Below are 15,660 nucleotides of genomic sequence, written 5' to 3'. Positions count from 1 at the left end.
GAGCGAATGTGAGGGTGGGACAGGAGAAGTGGGCTACTTGCCGCGACGCAGTCCGTGCGCCCGGTCGACGCGCCCGGCCAGGAAGTCGAAGAACCAGAACAGGATCAGGCCGACCAGCGAGGACATCAGCAGCGCGGTGAGCAGTTCCTCGGTGGCGAGTTGCTGACGGTAGACATCGATCATCCGGCCGATGCCGGGCTCGCCCTGACGGAAGAAGAAGTCGGCCACGATGGAGCCGATGATGGCCATGCCGCCGGAGATCTTGAATCCGGAGATCATCGCCGGAAGCGCTGTGGGCAGTTGCAGTTTCAGCAACCGCTGCCACCGCGAGGCGCCGTGCAGGGTGAACAGGTCGTGCTCGGCGGGCGCCACCGATTTGAGCCCGAACAGCGTATTGGTGATCACCGGGAACAGCGCCACCATCACGCAGACGATCACCCGGCTGGAGAACTCGTAGCCGAACCAGAACCCGAACAGCGGCACCACCGCGAGGATCGGGATCGTCTGCAGCACCACCGCGTACGGATACAGCGAGTACTCGGCCCAGCGCGCCTGGCTCATGACCACCGCGAAGCCGACGCCGAGCGCGATCGCGATCACCAGACCCACGAGCGCGACCTGCACCGTCGACCACAGCGCGGTCAGGATCGTCGATCGCGCCAGCGGATCGAGCAGCCCCTTGCCGAGCACCTGTTCCGGCGCGGGCAGCAGGAACCGCGACTCCTCGGCCAGCAGTTGGTGGCTGACCAGCGACCAGAGCCCGAGGACGGCGACGAACACCAGGATCGGCGCGATGACACGCACCGGGGCGACCCGGAAAGGCCAGCGGTACTTCGGTTTCGCCGCCGACTCCGCGACGACTCCCCCGGGGATGGCGACGGTGGTCATGCGGCGGCCTCCTGTCCACGCAGCGCGGCCGACACCTCGGCGCACAGACGGGCGAATTCGGGGGTGTAGCGCAGTTCCGGGGTGCGCGGGAAGTCGAACGGGACGGGGATGTCGGCAGCCACCCGGCCCGGCTGGCCCGTGAGCACCACGACCCGTGTGGACAGGAACACCGCCTCGCCCACCGAGTGGGTGACGAACACTCCCGCGAAACCGTCGCGGCGGAACAGGGTGCCGACTTCCTCGTTCAGGCGCTGCCGGGTGATCTCGTCCAGCGCGCCGAACGGCTCGTCGAACAGGAACAGCTCCGGCTGCGACGTGAGGGCGCGCGCGATGGAGGCGCGCATCCGCATGCCGCCGGACAGCTGGGCGGGTTTGTGCTTCTCGAACCCGGCCAGTCCGACGCGTTCGATGGCGTCCGCGGCGGCGGCCCGACGGGCGGTCTTGTCGACGCCTTCCAGCTCGCTGGGCAGTTCCACGTTCTGCCGCACCGATCGCCATGGCAGCAGGGTGGATTCCTGGAAGACGTAGCCGAGACGGCGGGTGCCGACACCGACCGTGCCCGTGGTGGGCTTCTCGAATCCGGCGGCCAGGCGGAGCAGGGTCGATTTGCCGCAGCCGGAGGGCCCGACCAGCGAGACGAATTCGCCACTGCGAACAGCGATGTCGATGTCGGCGACGGCGGTGGTGCCGTTGTCGAAGGTCAACGTCACATTGTCGAAGGACAGGGCGGGGGCGGGCTCGTCGCGTTCAGCCGTCGTATACGAGTCCCGGCCCGATACTGCGGGGGCGGTGGAAACCGTGGCGCTCATGCACTATTTCTAGTGGCATACCATTGCCGCCAGCGGTCAACGCGATTACGTCCCTGTTTCGTATACGATCAATTCGCAGTGCGGGCATCCACCCGCGACACGATCCGGCCGCGCTTCACCACCAGCTGCCGGGTGGGCAGCTGGACCACCGCGGCGGCGGGCGTTTCGGCCTCCACCACGAACAGATCGGCGGGTGCGCCGACCGCGAGCCCGTAGTCCTCGAGGCCGAGAACCCTCGCGCCGCCATAGGTTCCCGCGGCCAGCGCGAGTTCGATCTCGGCATCGGCGACGAGGCGATCACGATAGGCGACGGTGTTCACGCGACGCAGCATGTCGCCGTCGCCGTACGGCGTCCACAGGTCGCGAATGCCGTCGTTGCCCAGCGCCAGGGTGGCGCCCGCCTCGTGCATCACGCGGACGGGAACGACCGCCGCCTCACCGACCGCGCAGGTCACCATGGCGACACCGGCCTCGGCGAGCGCGTCGGCGATGCGGCGCTGTTCGTCGTCGGATTGCTGACCCATCGCGTAGGCATGGCTGATGGTCACCCGGCCCGAAAGCCCTGTCGCCTTGGTGCGTTCGATGATCAGACCGAACTCCCAGGCGCCCATGGCGCCGCCGTCGTGCAGGTGGATATCGACCTTGGCGCCGAACTTGTCGGCGAGATCGAAGATCACATCGAGCTGCCCGACCGGATCGTTGTCGTAGCCCGCCGGATCGAGGCCGCCGACGACCTCGACACCGTCGGCCAGCGCCGCGGCCATCAACGCGGCGGTGCCGGGACGCGTGATCAGCCCACCCTGCGGGAAGGCGACCAGTTCCACATCGACCCGCCCCGCGTGCCGTTCGGCGGCGGCCCGCACCTGCTCGACGCCCCGCAACCCGATGTCGGGATCGATGTCGACGTGGCTGCGCACGTAGGACGTGCCGTATCCGACCATGGCGCCCAACAGATTCGCGGCGTATTCGGCATTCGGAATGCCGAGTTCGGCGCGACGGCGTTCCCCGTTGGCGATGCGCCCGGCCAGCGTCCGACCACCCGAGTTGGCCACCCATGGCGCGCTGTACAGGGTTTTGTCCAGATGACAGTGGGTGTCCACGAGGCCGGGCAGTACCAGCGCACCGTTCAGCTCGATGATCTCGGCGCCCGCAGCGGTGAGGCCGGTGCCGATCGCGGCGATCCGGCCGTCGGTGAGGTGGAGATCAGCGAGTTCCGGTGTGGTGCCGGGTGTCCACGGTCGGCCACCGCGCAGGAGCAGGTCGGTCATCAGAGGTCCTTTCGGTCGCGGGGTGTGGGGGTCGTGCGATGAGCGGTCGTCGTATGTCCCGGCGCACTGTCAGCCGGTGACCAACATGGCGGACCCGGCGCCGACGCCGAAGACGATCACCACGGTCCGGAACACGGCCGGGCGCAGACGATCGGCGAACTTCGCGCCGAGGACACCGCCGAACAGACAGGCCGGCGCGAGGATCGCGACGACGAGCCAGTCCACCGGCCCGAACAGTGCCACCGCCACCATGGCGGTGGTCGAAACACTCAGCGTGAGGACGCTTTTCAGGCCGTTGAGCAGTTGCGCGGAGGCATCGAGGCCGAGTGCGAGAGCGGTCAGCAGCACGATGCCCATGCCGCCGTTGAAGTAGGCGCCGTAGACGCTGCCGGCGAAGACCCCGAGATAGAGGGTGATGCGCGAATCGGGGTGGCGGGCACCGAGAGTGCGCGAGAGCCAGGGTTGCGCGGCGAACACCGCGGTCGCCCCGAGGACCAGGAACGGCACCAGCGCGGCGAACACCTCCGGGGGTGCGGCGAGCAGTGCGAGCACACCGAGACCGGCACCGGCGACGCTGATCACGACGAGCCGCGGCAGCAGTGCGCGGTAGTCCTCGGCACGCTTGCGCAGGGCCGCCGCGCCGCCCAGGTAGCCGGGCCAGACCGCGACCGAGTTGGTGACCGTGGCGGTGACCGGGGGCAGGCCGAGTGCGAGTAGCGCGGGGAACGAGAGCAGGCTGCCGCCGCCCGCGATGGCGTTGCAGAAGCCTGCGCCGAGTCCTGCGGCCAGCAGCAGCGCTAGATGCACGGGGTCCATGAAATCCTTCCGACAGAGCGTCGTGCGATCGTATACGACAGCCGTCGAGGGTTCGCGCCGAGCGATGTCACCGGCAGAACACCCGCCCGAATGCCGTAGATTCGGAGCAATCCTTCGAAGACCGGGCGCCGGTTCGTAGCCGACCGACGCGCGGTTCCGCCATTCGACCGTTGGGGGCGACGTGAGCAGCACCGTCCGACGCATGACACCGCAGCAGGTGTGCCGCGCGATCCGCGACGACATCATCCGTGGCGATTTCCGCCCCGGGCAGCGCCTCACCGAGGACACCCTGGCCGAGCGGTACGGCGTCTCCCGCGTCCCGGTCCGAGAAGCACTGCGGACGCTCGAAGCCGAGGGATTCGCCTGGTCGCGCCCCTACGCGGGGACCTTCGTCGCCGAGCTCACCGAGGCGGAGGCGGCCGATCTGCTCGAGATCAGGGCACTGCTGGAACCGATGTGCGCCGGTAGGGCCGCCGTGCGCCGTTCCCCCGAACAGCTGGGACGACTCAAGGAACTCACCTCGCTCGGCCAGGAAGCGGTGCGCGACGGCAGACTCGGCGAACTCGCCCGGCTCAACAGCCGCTTCCACGAGGTGCTCGCCGAGGCGTCGGGCAGCGCGCTACTCAGCCAGCTCATCACCCAGCTGAGCTGGAAGATCGCCTGGGTGTACGCGGTCGAACTCCCTCGGCGCGCCGAGGATTCCTGGCGCGAGCACGACGAGATCTGCGCGGCGCTGGAGGCACAGGATCCCGACCGGGCGAGCGCGGTGGTCGCCGAGCACATCGCCCACGCCACCTCGGCTTATCGCCTGCGTCCACGTGCCGACGCCGAGACTGCGCCCGAGCCCGCTCCCCCGCCTGTACCTACGCCCTGAGTACCGCGCCTGCGCGCCGATGGCGTAACACGGGCGCAGCAATCGCCGTCATCACTTGAAACCTCAGCGTCGTATACAAACGGTGTTCCGTTCTGCGACTGGAGGTTGTCATGGTCGATCTGCTGCTGCGTCGCGCGCGTATCGCCGATGACGCCGACCCGGTCGATATCGCCGTCACCGACGGCTTGATCACCGCGATCGGGCCGGCCTCGCCCGGTAGCGCGGCGACCGAGATCGATTGCGCGACAAGGGTCGTCATTCCCGGGCTGATCGAATCCCATGTGCACCTGGACAAGGCTCTGCTCGATCGCCGGCGCAGCGCGCCCGACGGCACCCTCGCGAGCGCGATCGAGGTGACCGGCGAACTCAAACGGGGGTTCACCGCCGACGGGGTTCGCGACCGCGCGCGCCGGATTCTCGATCAGGCGATCACCCACGGCACCACCGCACTTCGCGCACACCCGGATGTCGATCCGATCGTCGGGCTACTCGGCGTCGAGGTGCTGTTGGGGCTGCGCGAGGAGTATCGCGACCTGATCGACCTCCAGATCGTGGCCTTTCCGCAGGAGGGAATCCTGCGCGCACCCGGCACGCTGGAACTGCTCCGCGCAGCGCTGCGTCTCGGCGCCGATGTCATCGGCGGATGCTCCTACAACGAAGCCGACGTCGCCGACTGCCGCCGCCACGTGGACCTGGTCTTCGAACTGGCCGCCGAATTCGGCGTCCCCGTCGACATCCACGCCGATTTCGCCGACGACGCCACCGACCCCCGCTTCGCGATGGCCGACTACATCGCCGAGGCCACTCAGCGCTCCGGTCTGCGCGGCCGGGTCGCCCTCGGCCACGTCACCTCCTTGGCGGCCCGTCCCCCGCGCGAACGACAGGCGACCATGGCCCACCTCGCCCAGGCAGGCGTCGCCGTGGTTCCGCTGCCCGCCACCGACATGCACCTCGGCGGGCGAGGCGATCAGGCCGCGGTGCGCCGTGGCGTCGCACCGGTCAGTGAACTGTGGGCCGCCGGTGTGACAACCGCGTACTCCTCCAACAACATTCGCAATGCGTTCACCCCCTACGGCAACGCCGATCTGCTCGACATCGGCCTGTTCCTCGCCCAGACCGGGCATCTGTCCGGCGACACCGACCTGCGCCGCGTCCTCGACATGGCCACCACCGACGCGGCCAGGGTGCTCGGCATCGCCGAGCACCACGGTCTGCGCGTCGGCGCCCGAGCCGACCTGGTCGTCCTCGGCACGCATCGCCTCGCCGACGCCCTGCTCGACCGCCCCGACCGCTGCTACGTCATCAAGGCAGGCCGAATCATCGCCCGCACCACCCGCGTCACCGAAATGCTCGCCCCCGCTGTCCACGCACGCTGATTCGGCGCTCGACGGACCGACTTCACCCGTGGGGCATCCGCTGCGCCGGATCAGGCCGCGCTGTGGTTGCCGCGGTGGACGAGCGCGTCGATGCGCCGTTTGTAGGCATTGAATTCCGGTGTGGTGGAGTCACGTTCGCCGGGCAGGTCGATCTCGACGATCTCGCGCACGTGGCCCGCGTTGCCGTGGGCCGCGCCACCGGCCATCACCACGACGCGGTCGGCCAGGTAGACCGCCTCGTCGATGCTGTGGGTGACGAACACGACCGTCACGGCGGTCTCGTGGTGGATGCGTTTCAGCTCGACCTGCATGTCCGTGCGGGTGAGGGCGTCGAGTGCGCCGAACGGTTCGTCCATCAGCAGGACGGCGGGGCTGTTCGCCAGCACCCTGGCGATCGCCACGCGCTGCTGCATTCCGCCGGAGAGCTGGTGCGGGAACGACTTCCGCACTCGGGTCAGACCGACGGTCTCGAGCCAGCGGTCGGTGATCTCGCGGATGTCGGGCCGGGTCATCCTGGCCTGCTTCGGTCCGTAGGCGATGTTCTCGGCGACCGTGAGCCACGGGAACAGCCCGTAGTCCTGGAATACGACACCACGCTCGGGGCCGGGCCCGCTGACCCGTTCGTCGGCGACGGTGACCGTGCCGGTGGTGGCTGCCTCCAACCCGGCGAGGATCCGCAGCAGCGTGGACTTGCCACAACCGCTGGCGCCGACGACACAGATGAATTCGCCTGCGGCGATATCGAGTTCGACATGGTCGACGGCGAACCCCGGTGCACTGGAATAGCGCTTGCCGACGTTGTCGACGACGATGCGCGCGGGACGCCGCGGGCGGCGGCGAGTGGAGTAGATCTTCATGAGGGTCCTGTCTGCGCGATCACGGAAGGAGCGGCCTACGGCCCGCGACAAGCTCGACCAGCAGCATCAGCAACCGGTCCGCGACGAATCCGGCCAGCCCGATCACGATCATCACCGCGATGATCAGGTCGGTGCGTGACTGTTCTCTGGCCTGGGTGATCAACGCCCCCAACCCGATTCGGATGCCGACCGTCTCCCCGACGACGAGGATCACCCATGACAGGCCGAGCGCGATCCGCAGCCCCGAGACAATGCTCGGCACGGCGGCGGGCAGCACCACCTTGTACAGGGTGTGCGCGGGTGGGGTGCCCAGCATCGCGGCGGCCTCGAGCAGCCGCTTCGGCACCGCCCGCACCCCGGCGATCGTGTTCAGCAGGATCGAGAACACCGCGGCGAGGAACACCAGGAAGATCGTCGAGCGGTCACCGAAGCCGATGATCAACAGAGAGAGCGGGGCCCACGCGGTCACCGGGATCGGTCGGACCAGGTTGATGGTCGGTTCGAGCATTCGGTAGACCAGCCGGGAGCGACCCATCACGATCCCGAGCGGGATCGCGACGGCGGCCGCGAACAAGAACCCCTGCACCACCCGCAGCGTGCTGGCGTAGAGGTGCAACCACAGGGTGCCGCTGTAGGTGTCGCCGATGACGCCACCGAACGCGAGGTCGGCCGAGCGCCGCGCCACCTCGTACGGTGTAGGCAGGAACTGCATCTGGATGCCGAACGGCAGCGTCCACGCGCCTTCGACACCGCGATCCCACAGCAGCCCGAGCACCAGCGGGACCGGGAGCGCCCACAGCACCGTCAGCGCCCGATCGGGAAACCGCCACCGACTGTCGGGCGGCGCCTCGGTGGTGCGGACGGCCGGTGGTGCGTCGAGCGCCGTCATCGCCCGATCCCCGCGGAGGTCAGGAACCCGGTGTCGAACACCATCGCCATGTCGGGCGCCTTGGACAACTGGTCGAAGGCCCGCATCTGCTCGGCCAGGGCGACCACCCGGCCGCGATACTCGTCGTCGAGTTCCCACCGCAACCAGACGTTCTTCGTCGCGGTGTCGACGATGGTGCGGTCGAGGCCGAAGGTGTCGACGAGCCCGTCGACCCAGGCGGTGTGATCGCCCAACATGTACTCGATCGCCTGGACGAAGCTGCGCACGGTCTGCTGCACCCGGTCGCGATCCTGGTCGATCAGCGCGCCCCTGGTACCGAAGACGATGTTCACCGCGCCGATCGCGGTGTCGTACGGCGAGACGATCGGATGCGCGCCGACCCCCATGACGATCGACGGCGCGGTCTCGGCGCTCAGGAACGCGTCGATCTGGCCGGACTTGTAGGCGTTGGCCATGTCCGAGTAGGAAAGGTTGACCAACTGCACGTCGGTGGCCGGGTCGAGGCCGTGCGCGGTCAAGGTGAGCCGCAGCAGGATCTCCTGCGACGAGCCCTGCGGGAATCCGATCTTCTTGCCGCGCAGTCCGTTCACCGTGGTGATCTCCGGCTTGCCGACGAATGCCGACCCGCCGTCAGCGGCGGAGGCGACGATCTTCACATCCTGACCCGCGGCACTGCCCGCCAGGATCGACGGCGCGCCGAGCACTCCGAAATCGATGGCACCCGAGGCGATCGCGTTCTTGATGTCGGGTGAATTCTCGAACAGCACGATCTCGTAGGTCGTGCCCGCGGGGGCGAAACGCTGCATGAAGTAGGGCGCGTAGAGATGCGGCTGCCCCCGCAGGGTGCCGATTCGCACCGACGCCGGGTCGCTGCCGCCGCCCGGTGTGGACACGCAGGCGGTCAGGCCCGTGACGATGAGCAAGGCCGCGAGCACCGCCGAGAGAACCCGACGCAGTGGGTGATTCATCGGTGGAGTGGTGGCGGTCCACGGCGTGTCGAAGGCAGGCATTGCGGGTCCATTTCTCATAGGTTCGCCAGTCGGGCGGCGCACTGGGTAGCGAGGACGATGAGGGCGCGGTCGGAGTTCGCGCCGCCGATCAGACACAGCCCGGCGGGCAGGCTGCGGCGGTTCGGCAGCGGCAGCGTGACGGCGGGCAGGCCGGCGATCGATGCCAGGCAGGTCAGCCGCAGAGTCGCGTGGCGGACGGCATCGCGCGTACGCCGATCAGCCGCTCGCGGCGGCGGCGGTCCCGCCGTGGTCGGCAGCACCAGCACCCGGTCGCCGAGGATGTCGCGGATCCGCGCAGCGGCCTCGGCGACGACTGTCCGCGCGGCCGCGGCCTCCTCGGCGGTCACCGTCGCGGCCCAGGCGAATCGCTCGCGCACGTCGGGTTCGAGCGCGTCGGGATGCGCGGTCAGCCAGTCACCGTGCCCTGCCCATGCTTCGAACGCCTGCACGGCGCGAAACGCGGAGAACCAGCGATCGAGGTCGGCCCGCAGGGTGATCCGTCGAGCGCCGAGTTCTTCGGCGGCCCGCGCACACTGCTCGGCGATCTCGGGCTCTGCCGCCGCACACAGCGTTGGATCGACGACCAGGTCCGTGGTCGAGAACCCGGACCCGTCTGATCGGGGTACAGCAGGATGGGCAAACACGCTGTCGGCCACCGCGAGCAGGGTCGCGGCGTCGCGGGTGAGCCATCCGATGGTGTCGAACGACGGGGCCAGCGGGAGGAGGCCGGTGGTGTCGAGACCGGCGTGCGTAGTCCTGATGCCCCAGAGTCCTTGGTACGAGCCGGGAACCCGGATCGAGCCCGCGGTGTCGGTGCCGAGGCCGATCGATACCTCGCCGCGGGCGACCGCGACGGCGGGGCCGCTCGATGAACCACCCGGAACTCGCTGTGGTGCAACCGGATTGACCGGCATCCCGGTGCGCCCGTTGGCGCCGGTGATGCTGTAAGCGAACTCGTCGGTCCTGGCGATGCCGGTGACGGTAGCGCCCGCCGCGAGCAGGTCGGCGACGACCGCGGCGTGGCGGGGCTCGGGAGTGCGCTCGGCGAGAAAGTCCTCGACACCTGCGCCGAGGGGGTGGCCTGCGACCGCGAACAGGTCTTTCACGGCCACCGTGTGCCCGGTGAGCGGGCCGGTCGAGGTCGCCCCCACCAACGGTGAGCCGAGCTCGCGCCACACCGTGGTGTCCACGCCGCAGCGCGCTCCCGCGCCGAACCGATTCGCCGCCTCCCGCGCCGTCGCGGTCACCGCGCCCGCTCCAGGATGAAGCGGGCCAGATCGGTACCGGTGGCATGCGCGAAGTCGGCGACACGGATCTTGCCGTGTACCCCGCGGGTCAGATCGACGGCTTGCGAGATGGTGAAATCGGCTGCGGCACTGAGGTAGAGGTAGGCGCTGCGCGGATCGGTGTCGAACAGCGCGCCGAGCAGGTCGACGGCATTGCCCACACACAGCGACAGCGCGGTGTCCAGATCGGGATCGAGCCCGGTCGGGATGACGAGTCCGTGACCTGCGGCGAACGGCCCTGTGCCCGAACCGATGTCGGTGACCTGTTCGGCCGGCACGACGTCCAGGGTCACGGTCGCCCGCAGCGGCGCCTCCAACGCGGTGAGCGCCACCTCTCCGTCGCCCTGCGCGAAATGCGGGTCGCCGACATAGAACAGCGCGTCGGGCACCTGCACCGGCAGGAACAAGGTGGCGCCGGGAGTGAGCAGTGTGACGTCGATATTGCCGCCGTGCGCGCCCGGCGGCACGGAGTGCGCCCGGTCCTCGGTGTCGGTGGCCACGCCCATGATGCCGAGGAACGGGGCGAGCGGGAAGCGCGCCCGGTGCGGGCTGCCCGGCCCGATCGGCATGGTGCCGAACCACTCGTCGTCCTGCCCGGTCACCGTGCAGAACTGACCGTACGAACCGTCGTGTGGCGTCCCGGCCAGCATGCCGCGGCCGTGCCGGGTCGAGATGACGCCATAGGGCGCGCGCATGGCGAGGTGCTCGATCCGCACGGCGAGGAGATCGCCGGGCCTGGCGCCGTCGACGGCGATCGGGCCGGTCACGATGTGTGGGCCCGCTCCGTCCTCGCGGACGCGCCGGGCGACCACCTCGACGGTGTCGTCGAGTATCTGATCGCGGGCCACGCCGTGCCCGCGAAAGTAGGCGACCGGGTCCGAGCCCTGATCGTCGAGGATGCCCTCATGACTGATGGTGTCGATGACCACCCGCGTCCCCGGCGCGACGGTGGTGACCGGCGTATCGCCGCGTCGCGGCAGCCTGCCCCACAGCACCCGATCCGGATCGGCGGGGATATAGGTGGTCTCCGGTGTGATGCCGATGCCCTGCTGGAGCACCGGGAAAGCGGCGGCGATCTGGTCCCCGGCCAACGACGTCACAGTGGGTCCTCCGGTCTGCGCGACACTCGGTCGAACATTGGTCCGACCATCTGATGCGATAACGGTATTCCACTAGGAACAGCCCTGCTACCGGGAGAAACGTGCGTAACCGAGGCTTTACACCCCGGCAATATCGGGCCACCGGGCACCCCCTCTTATATGATTGGCCGGACCAATCAGTAGGTGTCGAGAGGAGTCCGATGGCCGTCGCGCCGATCCCCCCGCTGCGCCGCCGCACCGGCAGCGTCAGCGCCGAAGTCGCCGCTCATCTGGAGCGGCTGATCATCGACGGCGCGCTGCGCGCGGGCGATCGCCTGCCGCCCGAACGCGAGCTCGCGGCGCAGCTGAACGTGTCGCGGTCCTCGCTTCGCGAAGCCATGTTCGAGCTGGAATCCAAGAAGCTGGTCGACCGCAGACAGGGCCGTGGCAGCACCGTCACCGATCTCCCCCGCGGCGCCGCCGAACTGCACGGCAGCCTCGCCGACCTCGACACCGAACTCGCCTACGCGACCGAACTGCGCGACCTGGTCGAACCCCGCATCGCCCAGCTCGCCGCCCTGCGCGCCGTCGAATCGAATCTGCTGTCGCTGCACGAGATCATCGACCGCTCCGACGAAGCCCTCGGCCCGGCGGAATCGATGGCCCTCGACATCGAATTCCACACGCTCCTGGCACATTCGGCCCAGAACCCGCTCCTAGTCACCCTCTGCACGATGACCACGGAATGGACCCGCCACACCCGAGTCCTCTCGCACCGCACTCCGCTCGGCCGCCGCGTCTCCGTCCACGGTCACACCCAGATCCTGCGCGCGGTAGACCACCGAGACGGCCCCGCCGCCGCTGCCGCCATGGAACAACACCTGCGCGAGGTCCGCGAGATCAGCACCCGCTAGCGACCCCACATGGTCTCGGGCGCACTCTGTCACGGCGCGGGCGCCTACCCCACAGCGGCGGTGAAGACCTCGAGCGCACGATCGTCGAACAGCACGAACCGCACCTGGGTCACGTGCGTCTCGGCCGCGCGGACCGTCTCGACCGCGATCCGCGCGCCGTCATCCATCGGCCAGCCGAAGATGCCGGTGGAAATCGCCGGGAAAGCGACGGTCGACGCTCCCAATTCGTCTGCCACACGCAGGGATTCGCGATAGCAGGAGGCGAGCAGCTCGGAGCGGTCCTCGGTGGCCGACCATACGGGGCCGACCGTGTGGATCACCCAGCGGGCGGGGAGCAGGCCCGCGGTGGTCGCCACCGCCTGGCCGGTACGCAGGCCTTTGCCGTAGTGCGAGGCGCGCAGGTCACGACATTCCGACAGGATCCGCGGACCGCCCTTGCGGTGGATCGCCCCGTCGACGCCACCACCGCCGAGCAGCGAGGAGTTCGCGGCGTTGACCACCGCGTCCACCTGCTGCTCGGTGATGTCGCCCCGGACCGTCTCGATTCGCGTCATGATCCTCATTGTGCCGGGGCGTTCACGTCGTCCACGGGTACCGTCGAGTGAGCAGGCATGGTCGGTCCGTCCGAGGCGAGGAGAACCACGCATGGCCATACCCACCGGTGACATCGTCGCGACGCCCGACGGGCGGGACCTGGTGATCACCAGGTCGTTGGGGTTGCCGATCGAGGAGGTGTGGGCACGGTTGACCGACCCGCATCTGACCGCGAGCTGGTACGGCACCTGGGAGGGCGACGCGGGCACCGGCAACACCGTCCGGGTGCAGATGCGGTTCGAGGAGGGTGAGCCGTGGACGTCGATGCGCATCGACGACTGCACCCCGCCGATCCACCTCGGCCTCTCCTCGACCGACCAGATCGGCCTGTGGCGGCTCGAGGTGACGTTGCTCGACACCGGCGCGGCCACCGAACTGCGCCTGGTCCACCATCTGACCTCGGAATATCAGCTGGCGGAGATCCCCCAGATCGGTCCGGGGTGGGAGTACTACGCGGACATGTTCGTCGCGGCCTGCACGCATACCGAACGACCGGATTTCGCCGACTACTACCCGTCGATGTCGGGCTACTACCAGCAGCGGGCGTCCTAGCCGAAACGTGAACCGCCCCGGCCGAATTCACGACCGGGGCGGGTTCGACGGAAAACGATCTACTCGTCGTCGAGTTCGGCGGCGACCTCGTCGGAGATGTCGACGTTGGTGTACACGTTCTGCACATCGTCGCTGTCTTCGAGCGCGTCGACCAGCTTGAACACCTTGCGCGCACCCTCGGCGTCGACCGCGACCGACACCGACGCCTGGAAACCGGACTCAGCGGAGTCGTAGTCGATGTTCGCGGCCTGCAGGGCCGAACGCACCGCGATCAGATCGCCGGGCTCGGTAATGATCTCGAAGAGATCGCCGTGGTCGTTGACGTCTTCGGCGCCCGCGTCGAGGACCGTCTCGAGGACGTCGTCCTCGGACAGGCCGTTCTTCTCGAGGGTCACCACACCCTTGCGGGCGAACAGGTACGACACCGAACCCGGATCGGCCATGTTGCCGCCGTTGCGGGTCATCGCCAGCCGGACCTCGCCCGCGGCGCGGTTGCGGTTGTCGGTGAGGCACTCGATCAGCACGGCGACACCGTTGGGCCCGTAGCCCTCGTACATGATCGTCTGCCAGTCGGCGCCGCCGGCCTCTTCACCACCGCCGCGCTTGCGGGCGCGCTCGATGTTGTCGTTGGGGACCGATGTCTTCTTCGCCTTCTGGATGGCGTCGAACAGCGTCGGATTGCCCGCAGGGTCACTACCACCAGTGCGGGCCGCCACCTCGATGTTCTTGATCAGCTTGGCGAAGAGTTTGCCGCGCTTGGCGTCGATTCCCGCCTTCTTGTGCTTGGTGGTGGCCCATTTGGAGTGGCCGCTCATGCCCTACTTCCTTCAAGTCGGTTGCGCGTCTGCCCGGGCGGACAAGCTCGATCCAGCCTACTCACCGTCCGCCACGCCCGCCGACGCGGGCTTTAACGCGCCGCGCGAACCAGGTCGACGAACAGTTCGTGCACTCGAAGATCGCCGGTCACCTCGGGGTGGAACGAGGTCGCCACCACGTTGCCCTGTCTGGCAGCCACGATGCGACCCTCGGCGGGCCCGTGCGGCACCCGCGCCAGCACCTCGACATCGGCACCCACCCGCTCCACCCACGGGGCGCGAATGAACACCGCACGCACGGGCGTGTCGAGGCCCGCGAAGTCGAGATCGGTCTCGAAGGAATCGACCTGCCGACCGAACGCGTTGCGCCGCACCGTCATATCGATGCCGGACAGGTGCTGGGCGTCGGCCCTGGTGTCGAGGACCTCCGAGGCGAGCAGGATCATGCCCGCGCAGGACCCGAACGCGGGCAGCCCGTCGCGCAGCCGCGCCCGCAACGGTTCCAGCAGGTCGAACGCCTGCAACAGCTTGGAAATCGCGGTCGACTCGCCGCCGGGCAGTACGAGCCCGTCGACCGCCGCCAACTCCGACTCGCGCCGCACCAGTACCGGATCGGCGCCGCAGTGCTCCAGCGCGGCAACGTGTTCACGCACGTCACCCTGCAGCGCGAGGACACCGATGGTCGGCCGGGTGGAGGTCGAGGTTGCGTTCACAGCCGTTGAGCTTACGAGCGCGCCCGATGTGGGCCCGCTCACGCTCACTTCTGGCGCGGTGTGCGGATCAGGCCTTCCTGGACGACAGCGGCGACCAGGTTGCCTTCGCGGTCCCAGATCTTGCCGCCGGTCAGCGCGCGACCGAAACCGGCCGAGGGTGAGGACTGGTCGTAGAGCAGCCACTCGTCGGCACGGAACGGGCGCAGGAACCACATGGCGTGGTCGAGGGACGCGTTCTGGGTCGGCTCGTCGGGGTGGATCACCTTCGACGAGCCGAGCAGCGTCATATCGCTCATGTAGGCCAGCGTGCAGACGTGGAACATCGGGTCGTCGGGCAGCGGGTGCCGGTACCGGAACCACACCTGCTGGGGGGAGACGGCGCCGTCGCGCGCGACGACCTGCTCCTGCGGGACCGTGCGGATGTCCCAGTGCTCCCATTCGCGCATGGCCCACAGCCGCTCGGGGGTCATGGTCACGCTGGCATCGGGCAGGTCGTCGGGACCTTCGACCGTGGGCATCACGTCCTGGTGTTCGGGCCCTTCGTCACCGTGATGGAACGAGGCCGACATCGTGAATATCGCCTGCCCGTCCTGCACGCCGGTGACCCGCCTCGTGCAGAACGACCGGCCGTCGCGGATGCGTTCCACCAGGTAGACGGTGGGTTCCTCCGGATTGCCCGGTCGCAGGAAGTAGCCGTGCAGGGAATGCACCTGGAAGCTGGGATCGACGGTACGGACCGCCGAGACCAGTGCCTGCCCGGCTACCTGACCGCCGAAGGTGCGCGGTAGCTGAGACTCCGTGGAAGCACCGCGGAAGATGTCGCGCTCCAGCCGCTCGATCGCGAGAGCCTCTTCGATTGTCGCCATGCGCTCGAGATTATCGCCTTGCCGACCGGGCGGTATGTCCGGCTCGGCACGACG

At 68.8% G+C, this 15,660-nt stretch carries 17 protein-coding genes; 4 read left to right on the top strand and 13 right to left on the bottom strand.

All coding sequences use genetic code 11. From position 1 onward, the window contains the following. Window positions 1-33 precede the first annotated feature (33 nt). The 4 genes from ACFVJ5_RS00735 to ACFVJ5_RS00720 all read right to left on the bottom strand — a co-directional run bounded on the left by ACFVJ5_RS00735 (window position 34) and on the right by ACFVJ5_RS00720 (window position 3,781). Window positions 34-888 (bottom strand): ABC transporter permease, encoded by an 855-nt coding sequence (locus tag ACFVJ5_RS00735; protein WP_379217751.1) that lies wholly within the window; start codon window positions 886-888, stop codon window positions 34-36. Next, window positions 885-1,697 carry an ABC transporter ATP-binding protein gene (locus ACFVJ5_RS00730; protein ID WP_379217750.1) on the bottom strand — a complete coding sequence of 271 codons (813 nt, stop codon included), beginning with the start codon at window positions 1,695-1,697 and terminating at the stop codon, window positions 885-887. Before ACFVJ5_RS00730 ends, ACFVJ5_RS00735 begins: the two co-directional genes overlap by 4 nt. Before the next feature lie 68 nt (window positions 1,698-1,765). Beyond that, complete coding sequence (locus tag ACFVJ5_RS00725; RefSeq protein ID WP_379217748.1) at window positions 1,766-2,965, bottom strand: amidohydrolase; 1,200 nt, start codon at window positions 2,963-2,965, stop codon at window positions 1,766-1,768. A gap of 69 nt (window positions 2,966-3,034) precedes the next feature. After that, on the bottom strand, window positions 3,035-3,781 hold the full coding sequence (locus ACFVJ5_RS00720) for a sulfite exporter TauE/SafE family protein (protein WP_379217746.1): 747 nt from the start codon (window positions 3,779-3,781) through the stop codon (window positions 3,035-3,037). Between the two features lie 202 nt (window positions 3,782-3,983). On the opposite strand from ACFVJ5_RS00720, the gene ACFVJ5_RS00715 reads away from it, so the two are divergent. Together ACFVJ5_RS00715 and ACFVJ5_RS00710 are read left to right on the top strand one after the other, a co-directional pair. Continuing rightward, on the top strand, window positions 3,984-4,655 hold the full coding sequence (locus ACFVJ5_RS00715; RefSeq protein WP_379217744.1) for a GntR family transcriptional regulator: 672 nt from the start codon (window positions 3,984-3,986) through the stop codon (window positions 4,653-4,655). 110 nt (window positions 4,656-4,765) lie between these two features. After that, window positions 4,766-6,031, top strand: a complete 1,266-nt coding sequence (locus ACFVJ5_RS00710) for an amidohydrolase family protein (protein WP_379217742.1) — start codon at window positions 4,766-4,768, stop codon at window positions 6,029-6,031. A 50-nt stretch (window positions 6,032-6,081) separates the two neighbouring features. On the opposite strand, the gene ACFVJ5_RS00705 is transcribed toward ACFVJ5_RS00710, so the two are convergent. From ACFVJ5_RS00705 to ACFVJ5_RS00685, 5 genes are read right to left on the bottom strand one after another with little or no spacing between them, the layout of a single operon-like run. Next, window positions 6,082-6,888 carry an ABC transporter ATP-binding protein gene (locus tag ACFVJ5_RS00705; protein ID WP_379217740.1) on the bottom strand — a complete coding sequence of 269 codons (807 nt, stop codon included), beginning with the start codon at window positions 6,886-6,888 and terminating at the stop codon, window positions 6,082-6,084. 19 nt (window positions 6,889-6,907) lie between these two features. Further along, window positions 6,908-7,777, bottom strand: coding sequence for an ABC transporter permease (locus ACFVJ5_RS00700; RefSeq protein WP_379217739.1), 870 nt, complete (start codon window positions 7,775-7,777; stop codon window positions 6,908-6,910). Further along, window positions 7,774-8,787 carry an ABC transporter substrate-binding protein gene (locus ACFVJ5_RS00695; protein WP_379217737.1) on the bottom strand — a complete coding sequence of 338 codons (1,014 nt, stop codon included), beginning with the start codon at window positions 8,785-8,787 and terminating at the stop codon, window positions 7,774-7,776. The genes ACFVJ5_RS00700 and ACFVJ5_RS00695 overlap by 4 nt, the downstream gene beginning before the upstream one ends. A 14-nt stretch (window positions 8,788-8,801) precedes the next feature. Further along, on the bottom strand, window positions 8,802-10,034 hold the full coding sequence (locus ACFVJ5_RS00690; RefSeq protein ID WP_379217735.1) for an amidase family protein: 1,233 nt from the start codon (window positions 10,032-10,034) through the stop codon (window positions 8,802-8,804). Beyond that, entirely contained in the window at window positions 10,031-11,173 is a 1,143-nt protein-coding gene (locus tag ACFVJ5_RS00685) for an acetamidase/formamidase family protein (RefSeq protein ID WP_379217734.1), read from the bottom strand. Before ACFVJ5_RS00685 ends, ACFVJ5_RS00690 begins: the two co-directional genes overlap by 4 nt. 200 nt (window positions 11,174-11,373) lie before the next feature. Here ACFVJ5_RS00685 and ACFVJ5_RS00680 point away from each other — a divergent pair, with 200 nt between their 5' ends. Further along, on the top strand, window positions 11,374-12,066 hold the full coding sequence (locus ACFVJ5_RS00680; protein ID WP_379217732.1) for a FadR/GntR family transcriptional regulator: 693 nt from the start codon (window positions 11,374-11,376) through the stop codon (window positions 12,064-12,066). Between the two features lie 44 nt (window positions 12,067-12,110). Here ACFVJ5_RS00680 and ACFVJ5_RS00675 read toward each other — a convergent pair whose 3' ends face one another. Then, the gene (locus tag ACFVJ5_RS00675) at window positions 12,111-12,620 is read right to left on the bottom strand and encodes an O-acetyl-ADP-ribose deacetylase (protein ID WP_379217730.1); all 510 of its coding nucleotides are present in this window, start codon (window positions 12,618-12,620) and stop codon (window positions 12,111-12,113) included. 91 nt (window positions 12,621-12,711) lie between these two features. Between ACFVJ5_RS00675 and ACFVJ5_RS00670 the strand changes: the two genes are divergently transcribed. Next, the gene (locus tag ACFVJ5_RS00670) at window positions 12,712-13,212 is read left to right on the top strand and encodes an SRPBCC domain-containing protein (RefSeq protein ID WP_379217728.1); all 501 of its coding nucleotides are present in this window, start codon (window positions 12,712-12,714) and stop codon (window positions 13,210-13,212) included. Window positions 13,213-13,271: 59 nt separating this feature from the next. Here the strand turns inward: ACFVJ5_RS00670 and ACFVJ5_RS00665 are convergent, their stop codons facing one another. The 3 genes from ACFVJ5_RS00665 to ACFVJ5_RS00655 all read right to left on the bottom strand — a co-directional run bounded on the left by ACFVJ5_RS00665 (window position 13,272) and on the right by ACFVJ5_RS00655 (window position 15,606). Beyond that, complete coding sequence (locus ACFVJ5_RS00665) at window positions 13,272-14,027, bottom strand: YebC/PmpR family DNA-binding transcriptional regulator (RefSeq protein ID WP_062987270.1); 756 nt, start codon at window positions 14,025-14,027, stop codon at window positions 13,272-13,274. Between the two features lie 92 nt (window positions 14,028-14,119). Next, the gene (gene pdxT / locus ACFVJ5_RS00660; protein ID WP_379217727.1) at window positions 14,120-14,740 is read right to left on the bottom strand and encodes a pyridoxal 5'-phosphate synthase glutaminase subunit PdxT; all 621 of its coding nucleotides are present in this window, start codon (window positions 14,738-14,740) and stop codon (window positions 14,120-14,122) included. Between the two features lie 44 nt (window positions 14,741-14,784). Continuing rightward, window positions 14,785-15,606, bottom strand: a complete 822-nt coding sequence (locus tag ACFVJ5_RS00655) for an acyl-CoA thioesterase (protein ID WP_379217725.1) — start codon at window positions 15,604-15,606, stop codon at window positions 14,785-14,787. Between the last annotated feature and the right edge of the window lie 54 nt (window positions 15,607-15,660).

Source organism: Nocardia sp. NPDC127606, from assembly GCF_042671725.1.
GTDB lineage: Bacteria > Actinomycetota > Actinomycetes > Mycobacteriales > Mycobacteriaceae > Nocardia.
Note: the sequence above shows the minus strand (reverse complement) of the source record. Positions and strands in the feature narration are given on the sequence as shown.

What these genes read in the sequence shown, in the direction of transcription:
- ACFVJ5_RS00675 (WP_379217730.1), bottom strand. Translation starts at nt 12,620, where the DNA reads ATGACGCGAATCGAGACGGTCCGGGGCGACATCACCGAGCAGCAGGTG.
- ACFVJ5_RS00680 (WP_379217732.1), top strand. Translation starts at nt 11,374, where the DNA reads ATGGCCGTCGCGCCGATCCCCCCGCTGCGCCGCCGCACCGGCAGCGTC.
- ACFVJ5_RS00670 (WP_379217728.1), top strand. Translation starts at nt 12,712, where the DNA reads ATGGCCATACCCACCGGTGACATCGTCGCGACGCCCGACGGGCGGGAC.
- ACFVJ5_RS00705 (WP_379217740.1), bottom strand. Translation starts at nt 6,888, where the DNA reads ATGAAGATCTACTCCACTCGCCGCCGCCCGCGGCGTCCCGCGCGCATC.
- ACFVJ5_RS00700 (WP_379217739.1), bottom strand. Translation starts at nt 7,777, where the DNA reads ATGACGGCGCTCGACGCACCACCGGCCGTCCGCACCACCGAGGCGCCG.
- ACFVJ5_RS00655 (WP_379217725.1), bottom strand. Translation starts at nt 15,606, where the DNA reads ATGGCGACAATCGAAGAGGCTCTCGCGATCGAGCGGCTGGAGCGCGAC.
- ACFVJ5_RS00665 (WP_062987270.1), bottom strand. Translation starts at nt 14,027, where the DNA reads ATGAGCGGCCACTCCAAATGGGCCACCACCAAGCACAAGAAGGCGGGA.
- ACFVJ5_RS00735 (WP_379217751.1), bottom strand. Translation starts at nt 888, where the DNA reads ATGACCACCGTCGCCATCCCCGGGGGAGTCGTCGCGGAGTCGGCGGCG.
- ACFVJ5_RS00695 (WP_379217737.1), bottom strand. Translation starts at nt 8,787, where the DNA reads ATGCCTGCCTTCGACACGCCGTGGACCGCCACCACTCCACCGATGAAT.
- ACFVJ5_RS00730 (WP_379217750.1), bottom strand. Translation starts at nt 1,697, where the DNA reads ATGAGCGCCACGGTTTCCACCGCCCCCGCAGTATCGGGCCGGGACTCG.
- ACFVJ5_RS00710 (WP_379217742.1), top strand. Translation starts at nt 4,766, where the DNA reads ATGGTCGATCTGCTGCTGCGTCGCGCGCGTATCGCCGATGACGCCGAC.
- ACFVJ5_RS00715 (WP_379217744.1), top strand. Translation starts at nt 3,984, where the DNA reads ATGACACCGCAGCAGGTGTGCCGCGCGATCCGCGACGACATCATCCGT.
- ACFVJ5_RS00725 (WP_379217748.1), bottom strand. Translation starts at nt 2,965, where the DNA reads ATGACCGACCTGCTCCTGCGCGGTGGCCGACCGTGGACACCCGGCACC.
- ACFVJ5_RS00720 (WP_379217746.1), bottom strand. Translation starts at nt 3,781, where the DNA reads ATGGACCCCGTGCATCTAGCGCTGCTGCTGGCCGCAGGACTCGGCGCA.